This window comes from Delftia sp. NA_296.1 (genome assembly GCF_052692095.1).
Map to the genome: position 1 here is coordinate 41117 of NZ_JBQZGF010000017.1, position 16154 is coordinate 57270.

Annotated in this window: 13 protein-coding genes; 6 read left to right on the forward strand and 7 right to left on the reverse strand. The window is 68.7% G+C overall.

The annotated features are described in order from the left end of the window. The first annotated feature begins 26 nt into the window (after window positions 1-26). Complete coding sequence (locus tag ACUTR7_RS28200) at window positions 27-2318, forward strand: putative bifunctional diguanylate cyclase/phosphodiesterase (RefSeq protein WP_071954809.1); 2292 nt, start codon at window positions 27-29, stop codon at window positions 2316-2318. Between the two features lie 70 nt (window positions 2319-2388). Here the strand turns inward: ACUTR7_RS28200 and ACUTR7_RS28205 are convergent, their stop codons facing one another. After that, entirely contained in the window at window positions 2389-3585 is a 1197-nt protein-coding gene (locus ACUTR7_RS28205; protein ID WP_445610322.1) for a M20 aminoacylase family protein, read from the reverse strand. Window positions 3586-3829: 244 nt separating this feature from the next. Here ACUTR7_RS28205 and ACUTR7_RS28210 point away from each other — a divergent pair, with 244 nt between their 5' ends. Further along, window positions 3830-4822: a DHH family phosphoesterase gene (locus ACUTR7_RS28210; RefSeq protein WP_071954811.1), complete on the forward strand. Its 993-nt coding sequence runs from the start codon at window positions 3830-3832 to the stop codon at window positions 4820-4822. Here ACUTR7_RS28210 and ACUTR7_RS28215 read toward each other — a convergent pair. After that, window positions 4762-5631 (reverse strand): pseudouridine synthase, encoded by an 870-nt coding sequence (locus ACUTR7_RS28215; protein WP_445610323.1) that lies wholly within the window; start codon window positions 5629-5631, stop codon window positions 4762-4764. The genes ACUTR7_RS28210 and ACUTR7_RS28215 overlap by 61 nt on opposite strands. A 218-nt stretch (window positions 5632-5849) precedes the next feature. On the opposite strand from ACUTR7_RS28215, the gene ACUTR7_RS28220 reads away from it, so the two are divergent. Beyond that, on the forward strand, window positions 5850-6848 hold the full coding sequence (locus ACUTR7_RS28220) for a diaminopimelate dehydrogenase (protein ID WP_445610324.1): 999 nt from the start codon (window positions 5850-5852) through the stop codon (window positions 6846-6848). Here the strand turns inward: ACUTR7_RS28220 and ACUTR7_RS28225 are convergent. After that, the gene (locus ACUTR7_RS28225) at window positions 6845-8218 is read right to left on the reverse strand and encodes an MFS transporter (protein WP_445610325.1); all 1374 of its coding nucleotides are present in this window, start codon (window positions 8216-8218) and stop codon (window positions 6845-6847) included. The genes ACUTR7_RS28220 and ACUTR7_RS28225 overlap by 4 nt on opposite strands. A 90-nt stretch (window positions 8219-8308) precedes the next feature. Between ACUTR7_RS28225 and ACUTR7_RS28230 the strand changes: the two genes are divergently transcribed. Both ACUTR7_RS28230 and cls read left to right on the forward strand, forming a co-directional pair. After that, window positions 8309-8656: a MoaF-related domain-containing protein gene (locus ACUTR7_RS28230; RefSeq protein ID WP_012204400.1), complete on the forward strand. Its 348-nt coding sequence runs from the start codon at window positions 8309-8311 to the stop codon at window positions 8654-8656. Between the two features lie 366 nt (window positions 8657-9022). After that, window positions 9023-10471 (forward strand): cardiolipin synthase, encoded by a 1449-nt coding sequence (gene cls, locus ACUTR7_RS28235; RefSeq protein ID WP_445610326.1) that lies wholly within the window; start codon window positions 9023-9025, stop codon window positions 10469-10471. 61 nt (window positions 10472-10532) lie between these two features. Here the strand turns inward: cls and ACUTR7_RS28240 are convergent, their stop codons facing one another. Next, window positions 10533-11375 carry an META and DUF4377 domain-containing protein gene (locus tag ACUTR7_RS28240; protein ID WP_013803395.1) on the reverse strand — a complete coding sequence of 281 codons (843 nt, stop codon included), beginning with the start codon at window positions 11373-11375 and terminating at the stop codon, window positions 10533-10535. A gap of 332 nt (window positions 11376-11707) precedes the next feature. Here ACUTR7_RS28240 and ACUTR7_RS28245 point away from each other — a divergent pair, with 332 nt between their 5' ends. Continuing rightward, the gene (locus tag ACUTR7_RS28245) at window positions 11708-12286 is read left to right on the forward strand and encodes a DUF2242 domain-containing protein (RefSeq protein ID WP_013803394.1); all 579 of its coding nucleotides are present in this window, start codon (window positions 11708-11710) and stop codon (window positions 12284-12286) included. A gap of 22 nt (window positions 12287-12308) precedes the next feature. On the opposite strand, the gene ACUTR7_RS28250 is transcribed toward ACUTR7_RS28245, so the two are convergent. The 3 genes from ACUTR7_RS28250 to ACUTR7_RS28260 all read right to left on the reverse strand — a co-directional run bounded on the left by ACUTR7_RS28250 (window position 12309) and on the right by ACUTR7_RS28260 (window position 16145). Further along, complete coding sequence (locus ACUTR7_RS28250) at window positions 12309-13181, reverse strand: peptidoglycan DD-metalloendopeptidase family protein (RefSeq protein ID WP_063326734.1); 873 nt, start codon at window positions 13179-13181, stop codon at window positions 12309-12311. A gap of 130 nt (window positions 13182-13311) precedes the next feature. Next, on the reverse strand, window positions 13312-15633 hold the full coding sequence (locus ACUTR7_RS28255; RefSeq protein ID WP_445610327.1) for a DUF3300 domain-containing protein: 2322 nt from the start codon (window positions 15631-15633) through the stop codon (window positions 13312-13314). Window positions 15634-15827: 194 nt separating this feature from the next. After that, entirely contained in the window at window positions 15828-16145 is a 318-nt protein-coding gene (locus ACUTR7_RS28260) for a DUF2322 family protein (RefSeq protein WP_013803391.1), read from the reverse strand. Window positions 16146-16154: the final 9 nt, after the last annotated feature.

Here is a 16154-nt window from a genome sequence, read left to right on the forward strand (position 1 = left end):
TGTTCTTTCTCTGTTGGGGCTTTTTCATGCGGCGTCATCGAGTCGAGGCGGAAATCCATTTGTCCCTGCGCCGGGTCGTTCTGGTCGGCAGCCTATGGATCACCAGCCTCACCGTGCTCCTGGCCATGGCGCTTCTGACGCAGGACCCCGTTCCCTGGCCCAGCGTTCGGCTGAACCTGGTTGCCGCGGGCGTGAGCTTCGGCGCCGTGCTGCTGGGCTGGCGCCGGCACTGGAGGCTGGCCTCCAATCTTCTGGTCTGGGGCACCTGGGTGGCAGCCGTGACCGTGGTGGCTGCCACGGGCGGCGTGCAAAGCAGCTCGGTGCTGGCCTTTCCGGCCTTGCTCGTCATGTGCGCCTGGGTGCTGGGCGTGCGCACCACGCTGGCCATGCTGGTGCTGTCCGTGCTGGCCATGGCCGCGTTCTGGGTGGCGGGCCGCGAGGGCGTTGACTGGATAGGCCAGCGCGAAACCTCGCCCGTGTTCTCCATGCTGTACTTCGTGGGCATGCTGGGGCTGACGGGCACGGTCACGCTGATGGCAAGGCGCAGCCTGATCCGCCGTGCCCAGGAACTGCAGGACACGCTGGGCTCGCTGGAGCAGCACCAGGACGATCTGCGCAAGTTCTACCGCGCCGTGGAGCAGAACCCCGAAAGCATCGTCATCACCGACGTGCACCAGAACATCGTCTACGTGAACGAGGCCTTTTTGCAGCGCACCGGCTTTGCGCGCAACGAGGTCCTGGGCCAGCCCACGCACCGCTACTCCACCATGGGCCTGGACGCGCCGGCCTGGGAAGAGGCCTTGCACCAGCTGGGCCGGGGCGCGCTGTGGCGCGGCCAGATGACCAACCGCACACGCCAGGGCGAGGACCTGCCCGAGGCCGTGCTGGTGGCGCCCATACGCGCCTCGGACGGCAGCATCGTCAACTATGTGGAACTCAAGCAGGACCTGTCCGAGCGCATGCGCGCAGAACGCCAGATCCATGCACTGGCGCATTTCGACGCGCTCACCGGCCTGCCCAACCGCCTGTCGCTGACCCAGCGCCTGCGCGCGCTGGCGCGCGAATTCCGCGAGGGCGGCAAGGGCGGTGAGCCGCGCCACGGCCTGCTGCTGCTGGACATGGACCGCTTCACCGCCTTCAACGATGTGCGCGGCACGGTGCGTGGCGATGCGCTGCTGGGCGCGCTGGCGCTGCGCCTGGCCGATGCCCTGCCCGACGGCGTGCTGCTGGCCCGCATGGGCGCCGATGAATTCGCCGTGCTGCTGGAGAAGGCCGGCCAGGAGGCGGCCGAGGTCGATCAGCACATGCGCGCCCTGGCACAGGTGCTGCAGGACGCGCTGGAGCGGCCGCTGTGGCTGGAGGAAACCGGCGAGGAAGTGCAGGCCAGTTGCAGCATTGGCGCGGCCAGCTTTGCCGCCTCGCGCACCGACAGCGGTGGCCACGATGTGCTGCGCCGCGCGGGCGTGGCCCTGCACCAGGCCAAGCAGGCCGGGCTGGGCCAGGTCGTCATCTTCCAGCCCGACATGGCCGAGGCCGTGGGCAAGCGCTTTCGCATCGAAAAGGACTTGCGCCGCGCCATTCCTGCCGGCGAGCTGCAGCCCTATCTGCAGTCCCAGGTGGACCACATGGGGCGCTGTGTGGGCGCCGAGGTGCTGGTGCGCTGGAACCATCCGCGCCTGGGCATGGTCGAGCCCGGTGATTTCATTCCCGTGGCCGAGGAATCGGACCTGATCGTGCAACTGGGCGACTGGATGCTGGAGCAGGCCTGCCGCATGCTGGTGCGGCCCGAGTTCGTGCAGCAGGGCTGGCGGCTGTCGGTCAACGTCAGCTGGCGGCAGTTCCGCCAGCCCGACGTGGTGGACAAGCTCAAGCGCACCCTGGCCGCAACCGGGGCCGACCCGCGCCGCCTCACGCTGGAGGTCACCGAAAGCGTGGTCATGCGCGATGTGGACGAGGCGCGCGAGCGCATGGCCGAGCTGCAGCTGCTGGGCGTGGAGATGGGGTTGGACGACTTCGGCACCGGCTATTCATCGCTGGCCTATCTGCAGCGGCTGCCGTTCCGTGAACTCAAGATCGACAAGTCCTTTGTGCAGGACTGCCATACCTCGCCAGGCAATGCCGCCATGGTCGAGGCCATCCTGCTGCTGGCCAGACGCCTGCGCCTGCGCGTGGTGGCCGAAGGAGTGGAGACCGAAGAGCAGGCCGGCACGCTGCGGGCCTGGAATCAGGACGTGCTGTTCCAGGGCTACCACTACGGCCGGCCCCTGCCGGCGGTCGAGTGGGTGGATCTGCAGCTGGGGGCGCCTGCCGGCGTGTGAAAGCCGGCGTGAGGGCCAGCGCAAGGGCCTGCGTGTGAGGGCAGGCCCAAGAGCCTACGTGTGACGGCGTTCAGGTCCTGGACTGTTCCAGCCAGCGGCGCGCCAGCAGGTCCCAGAAGCGTGCGCCGCGCCCCAGGTTGTCGTCGTTGAAGTCGTAGCCGGGGTTGTGCAGGCCCACGCCGGGCTCGCCCGTGGCGGGGCCGTTGCCGATCCAGCCATAGGCGCCGGGCACGGCCTCCAGCATGAAGCCGAAGTCCTCGGCCGTCATGGCCGGCAGGATGTCGGCGTGGGTGCGGTCCTCGCCCACCGCCTCGCGCATCACCTCGGCCATGAAGCTGGCCTCGTGCGCGTGGTTGGTGGTGTTGGGGTAGCCGGGCTTGAGAATGAACTCGGCGCGGCACAGATGGGCGGCCGCCACATGCTCGCTGATGCGCTGCATGCCTTCGATGAACATCTGCTGCGTCTCGGTCCTGAGGGCGCGCACCGTGCCGAAGATGCTGGCCTCGTCGGGAATGATGTTCTCCACCGTGCCGCTGGTGATCTTGCCCACGGTGAGCACGGCGCTGTCCAGCGGATCGGTGCTGCGCGACACCAGGGTCTGCAACTGGCCGACGATGGCGCAGGCCACGGGAATCGGGTCCAGCGTGGTGTGGGGCATGGCAGCGTGGCCGCCCTTGCCGTGCACGCGGATCTCGAAGCGCAGCGTGGAGGCCATGATGGGCCCCACGCGCACCGCCATCTCGCCGGCAGGCAGGGCAGGCCAGTTGTGCAGCGCGAACACGGCCTCGCAGGGGAAGCGGTCGAACAAGCCGTCCTCCATCATGGCCTTGGCGCCTGCGCCGCCTTCCTCGGCGGGCTGGAAGATCAGGTGCACCGATCCATCGAAATCCGGCTGCTGCGCCAGCAGCGTGGCCGCGCCCAGCAGCATGGTCGTGTGGCCGTCATGGCCGCAGGCATGCATGCAGCCCGGGTTCTGGCTGGCGTGGCCGAAGGCGTTGAGCTCCGTCACCGGCAGCGCATCCATGTCGGCCCGTATGCCGATGCTGCGGCCCGGGTTGGCGGCGCTGCGCCCCCGGCCGTGGATGCTTGCCACCACGCCGGTCCTGCCCAGCCCGCGGTGCACCTGCAGACCCAGCGCCATCAGGTAGGCCGCCACCTTGTCGCCGGTGCGGTGCTCCTCGTAGCGCAACTCGGGGTTGGCATGCAGGTCGTGGCGGAACTTCAGCAGGGAGCCGAGGTGGGGGGTGATGTCGGGTGTGGATCGCATACAGGGGCCGCGGCGGCCTGCACGCCCAGCGGGTCCGCAGGCGGTCGCAGCAATTCAATGACAAGGCGGACATGATAGGTCCTGGGGTTTGCCTGCGGCGCCTGCCGGGGCGATAGGCCTTGTGCTGCCCAGGCTTTGCGCTACGTTCCTTGCGAGCAGCCCGCGCAATGCCCGGCTGCCCAGGGTGCCCGGGCGCTGGAGCAAGTGCAGGGGAATGGCGCCAGGACCGACAATCGCCCCCATCATGAAAAACACCATCCTGCCCCTGCAATTGTTCGTGCGCCCCGAGCATGACGATCCCCAGCCCCTGATCCTCTACCACGGCCGCCGCTGCCCGGACGGCTACGGCGCGGCGCTGGCGGCCTGGCTGTACTACGGCGGGCAGGCTGAATTCCGGGGCCTGGACCATGGCGAGATCCAGAAGGCCGACGACCTGGGCGAGCTGGCCGGCCGCGCCGTCTACGTGCTGGACTTCGCCTTCGAGCCCGAGCTCATGGCCGAGATCGAGTCGCGCGTGGCCAAGCTCGTGGTGCTGGACCACCACAAGAGCGCTGCCGAAAAGCTGAGCGGCTACCAGTGCCGCTGCGGCGTCGTGCACTTCGACATGAACAAGTCCGGCGCGCGCCTGGCATGGGAGTTCTTCCAGGCCGACAAGCCCGTGCCCGGCCTGATCCGCTTCATCGAGGACCGCGACATCTGGAAGTGGGAATTCGCCGAGAGCGCGGGCTTTCTCGCGGCGCTGGACATGGAGCCGCGCAGCTTCGAGCGCTGGGCCGAGATCGCGGCCTTCACGCCCGAGCAGGAAGCCGCCTTCATGGCGCGCGGCGGCGCCATGGACGAAAAATTCCAGAAGCTGTGCGCCGACATTTCCGAGGCGGCCCAGCCCCTGGTCTTCAACGGCATGCAAGGGCTGATGGTCAACTGCCCGGGCATGTTCCACAGCCAGGTCGGCGACCTGCTGGCGCGCCAGAGCGGCAGCTTCGCGCTGATGTGGCATGCCAGCACCAAGGGCGTGAAGATCGGCCTGCGCTCGCGCTCGGAGTTCAACTGCATTCCGCTGGCCGAGAGCTTTGGCGGCGGTGGCCATGCCCAGGCCTGCGGCTTCAAGATGGGCAACGAACGCCTGGTGGAGCTGCTGTCTGGCGTGCTCAAGGCCGATGCCTCGGCCGACTACGCCTACGTGGCAGCGCCGCTGATGGAGCAGCCTGAAACGGGCGCGCCTGCCGAAGCCGTCTGATCCGGCCGCGCCGTCGCCGGCAGGCCCGCACAGGCCTGCCAGCCGGGCAGGGCGCACAGCGCGCGCCAGTGCTGCACATCGGCCACATGGCCCAGTTGCCGCCAGTCGGCCTCGAAGCGCAGCGTCTCGCCCGTCATCGGGTGCGCCAGCTCCAGCGCATGGGCGTGCAGCCACAGCCGCTGCAGGCCCAGCCGCTCGGCCCACCAGCGGTTCAGCGGCCCCTTGCCATGCGTGGCGTCGCCAATGATGGGATGGGCCACATGCTTGAGATGACGGCGTATCTGGTGGCGCCGGCCCGTGGCGGGCAGGGCCTCGACCAGCGAGACCCGCGTGGCCGCGTGGCGCGGGTCAAAGGCCTCGGGCCACTCAAGGCGCGCCAGGCAGCGCAGCGAAGTCTGTGCGGGCTGGGCTGGGGCGTCCTCGGGCGCATCGTCGGGCCTGAGCGCGTGGTCCACCTCCACCGCATCCGGCAGCCAGCCCCGCACCAGCGCCAGGTATTGCTTGCGCACTTCCTGCCCGGCAAAGGCCTGGCCCAGCCGCTGGGCGGCCTGGGCATGCAAGGCCATGACCAGCACGCCGCAGGTGCCCTTGTCCAGGCGGTGCGCGGGGTACACATGGCAGCCCAACTGGTCGCGCAGGGTCTGCAGCACAAAGCGCGTCTCGTGCGCGTCCAGTCCCGTGCGGTGCACCAGCCAGCCTGCGGGCTTGTAGACCGCCACCAGATGCTCGTCGCGCCAGAGGATGTGCAGCGGCGCGTCGTCGGGCTCTGGCGGCTGGGCCAGGGAGGGGATGGATGAAGGCTGGAACATGAGGGCGTGAGTGTAGGCGCTGTCCGCCCACCGCCATGCAGACCCCCGCGCACTACCTTTGCGCACTCCCCCGCGCACTACCCCCGTGCAGGGCAACGCAGTGCTGCCTCCCGTTGCACGACTGGCGGCTTCAGGGCGATGCAAGATCGCGCCTGGTTCTGCGCCGCCGCGTGAACCGGAGCTTCTGAACCCCTCTCAAACGCAACGCACCACACCGCATGGACCATCGCAGCACCGCTCCCATCCGCATCGCCATCGTCGGCCACGGCAACCTGGGCCGTGGCGTGGAGGCGGCCATTGGCCGCAACCCCGACATGGTGCTGGCCGGCATCTACACCCGCCGTGATCCGGCCCGGCTGTGTCCGCTGCAGCCCGGCACGCCCGTGCACGGCATGGACAGCCTGCTGGCCCATCGCGCCGGCATCGACGTGCTGGTGCTGTGCGGCGGCTCCAAGGACGACCTGCCGCAGCAGTCGCCCGCGCTGGCCGCGCATTTCAGCCTGGTGGACAGCTTCGACACCCATGCGCGCATTCCCGAGCATTTCGACCGGGTGGATGCCGCCGCCCGCGCAGCCGGCACCACGGCGCTGATCTCGGCGGGCTGGGACCCGGGCATGTTCTCCCTGCAACGCCTCATGGGCGAGGCCCTGCTTCCCGATGGCGCCACCTACACCTTCTGGGGCAAGGGCCTGAGCCAGGGGCACTCGGACGCCATCCGGCGCATTCCTGGTGTGGCCGGGGGCGTGCAGTACACCATTCCCGTGGACGAGGCCGTGCAGCGCGTGCGCAGCGGCGTGCGGCCCGAGCTGTCTGCGCGCGAGCGGCACCGGCGCGAGTGCTTTGTGGTGCTGGAGCAGGGGGCCGATGCCGATGGCGTGCGCCAGGCCATCGTCGGCATGCCGCATTACTTTGACGAATACGACACCACGGTGCATTTCATCAGCGCCGAGGAGCTTGCCCGTGACCATGCGGCCATGCCGCATGGCGGATTCGTCATCCGCAGCGGCCGCAGCTCGCAGGGGCTGCACCACTCCATCGAATACCGCCTGCAGCTGGACAGCAATCCGGAATTCACGGCCAGCGTGCTCGTGGCCTATGCGCGCGCCGTGCACAGGCTGCAGCAGTCGGGGCAGACGGGCTGCAAGACTGTGTTTGACGTGGCGCCCGGCCTGCTGTCGCCCAAAACTGCGCAGCAGCTGCGGGCCGAGCTGCTTTAGCCCTGGCCCACGCGGGCCGCGTCTTCCAGCCGGTCCACATCACGCAGCGGCTTGAACAGGGTCATCCAGCTGCCGACCACGCCCAGCGTGCACAGGCTGCCCACCACGGCAGCCGGCACGGCGCCCAGCCAGGCGGCGCTGGTGCCGGCGCGGAATTCGCCCAGCTCGTTGGACGAACCGATGAACAGCATGTTCACCGCGTTCACGCGCCCGCGCATGGAGTCGGGCGTGGAAAACTGCACCAGGGCCGAGCGGATGTAGACACTCACCATGTCGGCCGCGCCGGCCAGCATCAGGGCGGCCATGGACAGCCAGAACCAGTGCGACAGCGCAAACACCAGGTTGGCCACGCCGAAGATGGCCACGGCGGCGAACATCACGCGGCCCACATGGCGCTGGATGGGACGGGCCGACAGCCACAGGCCCATGGCCACCTCGCCCACGGTCATGGACGAGCGCAGCAGGCCCAGGCCTTCGGGGCCGACCTTGAGCACCTCGTGCGCATACACGGGCAGCAGTGCCACCACGCCGCCCAGCAGCACGGCGAACAGGTCCAGCGAAATCGTGCCCAGGATGATGGGGCGCGTGCGGATGAAATGAATGCCTTCGCCAAAGCGCTGCCACAGCGAGCCGCCCGCCGGCGCCATGGCCCCGGCAAAGCGCACGGGCACCGTGCCCAGCAGCAGCACGGCCAGCACCAGGGAGACGCCGCAGACCGCATAGGTCAGCACGGCGCCGCCCCAGGCGTAGAGCACTCCGCCCAGCACAGGCGCCGCGATGGCTGCCGTGCGCATCAGCATGCTGTTGGTGGCCAGTGCCTGGGCCAGCTGCTCGCGCGGCACGATCTGCGGCAGCAGGCTTTGCAGGGCCGGCCCCGTGAAGGCGCGGCTGCAGCCGAACAGCACCAGCACGGCATAGATCCAGTTCACATCGTGCGCGGCCGCGCCCTCGTGCCAGGACAGCCACAGCAGCAGCAGGGAGCACAGGGCAGCCACGGTCCAGCTGCCCGACAGCAGGCGCTTGCGGCTCATGCGGTCGCTGAGGTCGCCGGCCGGAATCAGCAGCGCCAGCATTGGCAGGAACTGGGCCAGCCCCACGTAGGCCAGGGACATGGGGTCGCGCGTCAGGTCATACACCTGCCAGGCCACGACCACCGCCTGCATCTGCTGGGCGAACATGGACAGCATGCGCGCCATGACGAAGGGGACGAAGGCGCTGCTGCGCAGGCCGGCAGCGGGGCTGTCGGCCGATGAGGGGGGAAGCGGGGAGGAGGGCAAGATCGGATATCCGTGGAGGAGCACGCGCAGTATCTGCGAAATGCCGGCGCCTTGCTGGCCGTTGTGCCCGCTCCACGCTGCCGACGAAGGCATGCGGTCTGCTCCCACAAACACCCGCGGCGCGGCGCGAGAATATGCCATCACGGGTCAGGCCAGAACCCCGCATCAGAGGAGCAACACACCATGTCCATGTTGTCCATGCAATACGCCGGCACCTTGATCGGGCGCGAAGCGGTCATCGACTTCCCCGACAGCAAGGCTGATGTGCGGTACACGCCGCAAGGCCAGATGGTCTGGCATGTGGTCGATTCCCTGGGCCATGTATCCGATGGCTGCGAACGGCTCAGCTACCTGCAGGTCAGCGACAGCCTGCACTTCCTCAACTGGATCGAGAAAACGGGCTTCACCGTCAGCCAGGTCATCGACACGGCCCAGGGCACGGTGCAGGCCTTCTGGTCGTTTGCCGACCCGGCCAGCGAGGGCGGGCACCGCTCGTCCATGTTCGTCGAAGGCCGTTTCCGCTTCCGTTGAGGCGCCCGCCTGCACGGCGCAGCCCGGCCGCGTGAAACATTGCGGCATCTGCGCGATCTGCCTGTTTTTTCAGCGCCTGCGGCAAACCCATGGCTGGCGCGGCAATGCAGGGTTGTCCCGAAGCTTGTCCACAGGCAGGCCCACAGTCGCTGGGCATAACCGTCACGCTGCGGTCATTTTCGTCATGCAGCGGAAAAGTTCCTGGAATGTGGGTGTGCACTATCGTTGCATTTCAGCATCGGCGGGTTCATGGAATTCCGGTTCATTGCCTGAGGCGAGGCCGGCCGCGCGCAGATCCAGGTTTGCCGCCGTGAAACATCCCTTCCGCCCAATCCCGTCCGCAGGGCCCCCGGCTATGCTGGCTGCATGACCTGGCTGTTTCTTGCATTGCATCTGCTGCTCATTGCAGGCTTTGGCCTGCGCATCCTGCTGCGCGACGATGTGCGGCCCGACGTGCGCATGGGCTGGCTCACCGTCATCGTGCTGCTCCCCTATGCGAGCTGCGCGCTGTACTACCTGTTTGGCGAGGTGACGCTGCGCCGCCGAGGCCGGGCCCGGTACCGCAAGGTGCAGGACTTTGCGCCCGGCGCCCCGGTCACGGGCAGCGGCGTGCCGGTGGCGGGCATCGCGCCGCAATGGCAGGCGGCCTTTGGCTATGCGGCGTCCATCAACCACTTTCCCGTACAGCCGGGCCATGCCGCGCAGCTCATGGCCGATGGTGCCCAGGCCCGCGCCCGCATGCTGGCCGACATGGAGGCCGCCCGTCACGAGATCAACGTGCTCTACTACATCTGGCTGGCCGATGACACGGGAACGGCCGTGGCCCAGGCGCTGGTGCGCGCGGCCCGGCGTGGCGTGGTCTGCCGCGCCATGGTGGACGGGCTGGGCTCGCGCGCGCTGCTGCGCTCCGACCTCTGGCAGCAGATGGCGCAGGCCGGTGTGCAACTGGCCGTGGCCCTGCCGGCCAGCCACCCGTTCAGGGTGATGTTCACCAGCCGGCTGGACCTGCGCAACCACCGCAAGATCACCGTGATCGATGGTGCCATCACATACTGCGGCAGCCAGAACTGCGCGGACGAGGCCTTCGCCGTCAAGGCCCGCTACGCGCCCTGGGTCGATATCATGCTGCGCTTGCAAGGCCCGGTGGTGGCGCAGATGCAGCAGGTCTTTGCCAGCGACTGGGCGCAGGCGCGCAGCGCAGACCATGGACTGTCCATGCCCTTGGCTGCCCAACCCGAAGCGGGGCCGGCCGACACGCCCGCCGAAGGCTTTGCCGCCGTCGTCATTGCCGAAGGCCCGGCCGAGCGGCCGCGCTCCACCTCGCAGCTGGTGTCCACCCTGCTGGCCAGTGCGCGGCGCGAAGTGGTGATCTCCACGCCCTATTTCATCCCCGATGCCACCGTGCTGGAGGCCCTGTGCGCCGCCGCCTGGCGCGGCGTGCAGGTCACGCTCATCCTGCCGGCGCGCAACGATTCCTGGATCGTGGGCGCGGCCAGCCGCAGCACCTACCGCTACCTGCTGCGGGCCGGCGTCATCCTCCATGAATTCCGCCCCGGCCTGCTGCATGCCAAGACCCTGTGCGTGGACGGGCAGGTGGCCCTCGTGGGCTCCACCAACCTGGACCTGCGCAGCTTCGACCTGAACTTCGAGAACAACGTGCTGCTGCAGGACGAGGCCGTGACCCGCGCCATCCGCCAGCGCCAGGGCGACTACATCCGCCAGTCCGACCGCATCACCGCCGCCCAGGTCCACGCCTGGCACTGGGGCCGCCGCATCTGGAACAACCTGCTGGCAATGCTGAGCCCGGTGCTGTGAGCCTGCAAAGAAAAAGGCCTGCGCAATGCAGGCCTTCAGGGCTGTTGGGAGGCAGACGCGCTCAGCGGCCCACGCGCTCGCTCTCGACCACCATGTCCAGCACATAGGCGTAGGCCGATGCGTCGGCGGGCACGTTCTGGCGCTTGTAGCGCTGGATGCGCAGCACGTTGCGGATGCCGGGTTCGTGCTTGTAGCCCTCGATCTCGCTGTAGAAGTTCTCCCACTCGCCGGTGGAGGTCTTCACGCCGTTGTCGCCGTAGCGGATCTCGCGCACGCGCAGGCACTGGAAGTCCTTGATCAGCGGGTGATTGCAGGCCGTGCGCTGGGGTGCCACTTCCAGGAAGATGCGCTCGCCGGCGCTGCCGTACTGGGTCTGGGCCGTGGGCGAGCCGTCGAACTGCCAGCGCGTGCCATCGATGAAGGTGAGCGTCAGGCGCGCAGGCTGCTTGCCTTCGCCCAGTTGCACGGACCATTGCTTGGCCGTGGGCAGGATGCGGGCCACCTTTTGCTCCAGCGCCATCAGTTGGTCGTCATCGCAGGCCATCAGCGTGCTGGCGGCGCGTTGGGTGGCGATGCGGTTGCCTTCGGTGCGGTAGCCCGTGGTCACCACGTTGCACAGGTTCTTGACGGCCAGGCGCTGGTCGGCGAATTCCAGTTGCAGGGGCCGCTTGCGCGAGGCGGCGGTCAGGAACCAGCTCTGGTCTTCGGTGCCCTGGGGCGTGAAGGCCTGGCGAAGATTCCAGTGGTAGGCGGTCAGCGATTGGGCATCACCGGGTGGGCCGGCAGGGGCCGACGCCTGGGTCTTGGCGCCTTCTTCGGCATTGCCACCCTTGTCGATATGGCTGCAGGCGCCGAGCCCCATGGTGACGATCACGGGCAGGCACCAGGTCCAGCTTGGCTTCATGTTGAATTCCTTGGTTGATGGGTACGGAGACAGGCTCAGGCGCGGCGGGCTGGTGGCAGCCCTGGCGCGGCATGTGCCGCGCCGGCCCTGGCCGAACCGGGGCACCATAACGCAGATGCGCGGCGGCGCCTGTCAGAACGGGGCGCTATTCACATTCCTTTGCATCTATTTGATGCAGGCGGAAAAAACGGATTGCTGCAAAGTTGCCGGCCGATGCGTTGCGCTCAGGTGAGAATAGGCGGCCAGCCGCCATGCCATCCGCAGGCTGCGGCGCCGGAGCAAGGAGCAGGTTCGTGTATCGACGTTGGAGTGCAGCAAACAGGGTGCGTGGCATGCGCTACGCGGGAGCTTTGGCCATCATTGCAATGCTTGCGGGCTGCGGCTCGACCATTCCCCAGCATGTGCCCGTGCAGGAGAGCTTCGGCTCCACCGAGACCTTCTCGCGCATGTTCGATGCCTCGCCGGCCCAGACCTGCGAGGCCGCGCGCCGCGCGCTGCTGAGCCAGGGCTACATCGCCATGGCGCGCACGGCCGAACTCATAGAGGGCAGCAAGAGCTTCCAGCCCGACCCCGAACTGAACCTGCAGATGAACATCCGCGTGGTCTGCGTGCCCGAGACGGCCGATGGCCAGGTCAGCATCGGCTTTGTCACGGCGCTGCAGGACCGCTATACCTTGAAGAAGAGCGCCAACTCGGCCAGCCTGGGCGTGGGTGCGCTGGGGTCGGTGTCGCTGCCGTTCTCCTCGGGCAGCGACTCCATGGTCAAGGTGGGCAGCGAGACGATTGCCAAGAGCGGTTTCTACGACAGCTTCTTCGAGCTGGTATCGCGCTACCTGGCGCAGGACCGCGAGTCCATCGCCGTGCCCACGCCGGTGGCGCCGCAGAACACCATTCCCTCGGCCAACCACTGACGCCTGCGGGCGCCGGCCCGGCTCAGGCGGCCAGGAACAGCGCCGGGTCCACCATGGTGCGGTTGAGCATCACGCCCCAGTGCAGGTGCGGGCCGGTGACGCGGCCCGTGGCGCCGACCTTGCAGAAGGCATCTCCCGTGTCCAGCTGATCGCCCAGCTTGCACTGCACGCTGCTCAGATGGCAGTACATGCTCAGCAGGCCACCGCCGTGGTCCAGCCACACGGTGCCGCCGTTGAAGAAATAGTCGCCCACATCCACCACCTTGCCCGGCAGCGGCGCGACGACGTTGGTGCCCGTGGCTGCCGCGATGTCCATGCCGCTGTGCGGATTGCGCGGCTGGCCGTTGAACACGCGGCGCAGGCCGAAGCTGCTGCTGCGGCGACCCGGCACGGGCTGGCGCATGCGCAGGTCGCCAGGGCGTGCAGGCGGCTCGGTGAACAGCGCCATGATGGTCTGCTGGTGGGCTCGTTCACGCTGGTAGCGGGCATCGTCCTCGGGTGACAGGTCCACGGTCTTGGGCGAGACCTTCAGGCGCTGCTCGGTGTATTTCTTGTCGCGCACTTCGTAGGGCAGGGTGCGCGGTGCGCCTTCGCCCTTCACCGTCACGCCATGCGTGCCGGGCGCCACCGACAGCGCAATGCCGACCACGGCCGTCCATTCGATCATGTCGCCCACCACCAGCACGGGCACGTCGCCGGCCAGCACCTGGGGCCGCTGGGCCGCTGGCCCCAGCGACAGGCGGGCCACGCCACCGGGCACGCGGCTGTCATGCGGCCAGGGGGATTCCCCGGAGGCCGCAGCGGCCCAGGCCGGGACCATCAGGCCCGCGCCCGAGGCGCACAGGGATTGCACAAACAGTCGGCGGGAGCGGGAATTCGTCGTCGGTATCTGCATGAGGGAAGCGGGGGGGCTGTGGTCGAGCGCCCCATTGTCCGCCATGCCGGCGCGCCAGCTTGTCAACGCCTCAACGTCATGACGCCATGACGCCATGACGCCATGGCATTCAAATGCGCTTGCGCGCCGCTCAACGGTCCCGGCGCTCGTCACGCCCGCCGCGCCGCTCCTGTGGGCGGGCCGCGTTGGCCATGCGCTGCTGTTGCTGGCGTTGCTCCTGCTGTGCGCGGGCCTGTTGCTGCTGGGCACGCGCCTGTGCCTGGGCCTGCTGTGCTTGCTGGGCCTGCATGCGTTGCTGCTGGGCAGCCTCGAACTGCTGCTGTCTTTGCTGCTGCGCCTGCCGCTCCTGCATCTGGGCCTGTCTTTGCGCCTGCTGCTGGGCCTGTTGCTGGGCCTGCATCCTGGCCTGCATCTGCTCCTGTGCGCGTGCCTGTTGCTGCTGCTGCTGCTGTTGCTGTTGCTGTTGCTGTTGCTGTTGCTGCATTTGCTGCTGGCGCGCCTGGTCCTGGGAGCGCTGCTGCAAGGCCTGGCGATCGCGCTCGGCCTGCTGACGGGCCTGGGCTTGCGCCTGAACCTGGGCCTGGTCACGCGCCTGATCCCGCATCTGCGCCTGGGCCTGCATCTGGGCCTGGCGCTGCTGTTGCTGGCGCGCCTGTTCCTCGCCGCGAAGGCGGGCGGCCTGCGTCTCCATTTGCTGCTGTTGCTGCTGGCGCTGGCGCGCTGCATCGGCCATGGAGCGGTCGCGGTCCTGCCTGTCCTGTGGCCTCATGCCCTGCTGCGTGGCTGCGGAAGACCAGGAAGGCACGCGGGAGTCGCGGCCCCTGTCACCCTGCATGGCTGCCGCAGGCAGTGCTGGCGCGGGTCGCTGCGCGGTGCCCGATGGGGATGAGGGGGCCGATTGCGCAGACTGAGGGGACTGCGGCCATTTGCCGAACTGGCCCGGCTGCGAGGCCGGCACCGGGTTCATACGGGGCTGCAGCGAGGCCTGGGGCCGGTCATCGGGCCTGAGGCCCGGGCGTCCGCGATCGGCGCCATCGTGCCGGGCAAAGCCCTGGGCGCCGCCGGGCGGCACCATGCCTTGGGCGGACGGGGGCGGGCTGCCCTGCGGCGGCCTCAGGCCCAGGCGCTGGGACATGCCGGAGTGCGCTGCTGCGGCGGCGCCGGTCATGCCTGCGGCACCGGCTAGGGCCGCAGCGGCCATGCCGCCTGAACGTGGGTCACCAGAACGAGGGTCACCAGAACGAGGGTCACCAGAACGAGGGTCACCGGAGCGCGGGTCGCCCGAGCGAGGATCACCGCCCTGCTGCGGGAAGTCAGGGCGGCGCGGCTCGAAGTGCGGGTTGTTCGCGATGTGGGTGACGTTGCCAACGTTGTTGATGCGCGTGTTGTGGATGTTCTGCACCACCGTGGTCGAGCGCGAGACGTAGGTGTTGTTGTTGTAGATCACGGCCGGGCGGCGCGAGGGCGGTGGCGGCGGTTCGTTGCGGTGCCAGCGGTAGCCGGGCTCGCCCCAGCGCATGCCCCAGGAGTTCCAGCCCCAGGGGCGGCGGTCCACGGACTCGGCCAGGATCACGCCTGCGCCGAAGCCGATCAGCCCCGCCACCACGGGCGCGGCCGAACTGCCCACGTATACGGGTTGCGGCGCCACGATGGGGCGGTATCCGCCGTACATCGGCACCGGCTCGCCATAGACCACGCCCGGGTCGTACTGCGGCACATAGACGGTGTCAGGCTGGGCAGGTGCGATCTCGATGAACTGCGGCGGCGTGTCGATCACCGGCACGGGCAGCATGGACGACAGCGGCTCGCCCACGGCTTGCGGTGCGGGCTGGGGCACGGGGGGCGGAGCATCGGCCGTGGCCACGGCCACCTTGAGCCGGCTGGAGTCCTTGAGCGTGCCGGCCTTGTAGGCGCGCTGGCGCATCACCTGGATGGCGTTCATCACATCGGCCGGATCGTTGTAGTAGGCCTTGCCCAGGGCCGTGGTCCAGGGAACGTTGGATGACAGCTGCGCCAGCACATTGGGAAACTGCGCCAGCGACTTGACCGAAGGGTCCCAGTCCTGGCTGTTGACGGCGTTTTGCAGTTCCTCGGGCTTGAGGCCGGGGTTCTGCCCCATCCACACCTCGGCGGCGCCGACCTGGTCGGGATAGGTGGAGGCGGCCAGCACCTGGGCCACGAGCTTGTCGGGGTACAGCGCAATGGGCGCCACCATCTGGTAGAGCGTCTCGGCCGAAGGCGGCACATAGGCCACGGGCGTGGCGACGGGCTGGGCGCTTTCGGTGGCAGGCTGCAGCGGCGCGCTGGCAGCCTGCGGGGGCTTGTCCTGGGATTCGTTGCAGGCGCTCAGCGCCAGGGCGGCGGCCACGCCCAGCACGCTCAGGCGCAGGGCGCCAGCGTGGGAAGTTGAGCGGGCCGTGGTGCGTGCTGTGGGCACGGCTGATTGCAGCATTGCGTTCTCCTGGACAGGAAAGCATTGCGCGCCGAAGCGGCAAGGCACATGTCATTTGAACGCCAAAGTGCGCGCTGCGTTGACACCGGCGTGTCAGCCGATGCCCCCAGTCCGCGCAACTTCTGTGACGCGGTGTTTACCCAGGCTGAGTCAGGCGGCGATCAGGCCGCGCTCAGGCCGCGATCAAGCCGCGATCAAGCCGCGATCAGGCGGGCCTGGTAGCTCTCGGCACCCTTGGACCAGGCCAGCAGGCGGTCGATGTTGGGGTGCTTGCCTGGGAAGGCGATGGCGTCCTGCGTGTGCTCGGCATACCACTCCAGGCCCAGCTCGGCGGCCGCTGGCGTGATGCTGCCGCCGTACAGCGCGGCCAGCGCGTGGTACACGGCCAGCGAGCCGGTCTGGCCGGGCTTGTTCTCGATGGTGGCCACGACCTGGCCCTGGGCATCGGCCAGCTGCAGCGCGGCGAGGTGGGTGACGGTGGGCAGTTGCTGAAGGCGTGCGGAGAAGTTCATGCTGAAAGG

What these genes read in the sequence shown, in the direction of transcription:
- ACUTR7_RS28200 (WP_071954809.1), top strand. Translation starts at nt 27, where the DNA reads ATGCGGCGTCATCGAGTCGAGGCGGAAATCCATTTGTCCCTGCGCCGG.
- ACUTR7_RS28205 (WP_445610322.1), bottom strand. Translation starts at nt 3,585, where the DNA reads ATGCGATCCACACCCGACATCACCCCCCACCTCGGCTCCCTGCTGAAG.
- ACUTR7_RS28210 (WP_071954811.1), top strand. Translation starts at nt 3,830, where the DNA reads ATGAAAAACACCATCCTGCCCCTGCAATTGTTCGTGCGCCCCGAGCAT.
- ACUTR7_RS28215 (WP_445610323.1), bottom strand. Translation starts at nt 5,631, where the DNA reads ATGTTCCAGCCTTCATCCATCCCCTCCCTGGCCCAGCCGCCAGAGCCC.
- ACUTR7_RS28220 (WP_445610324.1), top strand. Translation starts at nt 5,850, where the DNA reads ATGGACCATCGCAGCACCGCTCCCATCCGCATCGCCATCGTCGGCCAC.
- ACUTR7_RS28225 (WP_445610325.1), bottom strand. Translation starts at nt 8,218, where the DNA reads ATGCCTTCGTCGGCAGCGTGGAGCGGGCACAACGGCCAGCAAGGCGCC.
- ACUTR7_RS28230 (WP_012204400.1), top strand. Translation starts at nt 8,309, where the DNA reads ATGTCCATGTTGTCCATGCAATACGCCGGCACCTTGATCGGGCGCGAA.
- cls (WP_445610326.1), top strand. Translation starts at nt 9,023, where the DNA reads ATGACCTGGCTGTTTCTTGCATTGCATCTGCTGCTCATTGCAGGCTTT.
- ACUTR7_RS28240 (WP_013803395.1), bottom strand. Translation starts at nt 11,375, where the DNA reads ATGAAGCCAAGCTGGACCTGGTGCCTGCCCGTGATCGTCACCATGGGG.
- ACUTR7_RS28245 (WP_013803394.1), top strand. Translation starts at nt 11,708, where the DNA reads ATGCGCTACGCGGGAGCTTTGGCCATCATTGCAATGCTTGCGGGCTGC.
- ACUTR7_RS28250 (WP_063326734.1), bottom strand. Translation starts at nt 13,181, where the DNA reads ATGCAGATACCGACGACGAATTCCCGCTCCCGCCGACTGTTTGTGCAA.
- ACUTR7_RS28255 (WP_445610327.1), bottom strand. Translation starts at nt 15,633, where the DNA reads ATGCTGCAATCAGCCGTGCCCACAGCACGCACCACGGCCCGCTCAACT.
- ACUTR7_RS28260 (WP_013803391.1), bottom strand. Translation starts at nt 16,145, where the DNA reads ATGAACTTCTCCGCACGCCTTCAGCAACTGCCCACCGTCACCCACCTC.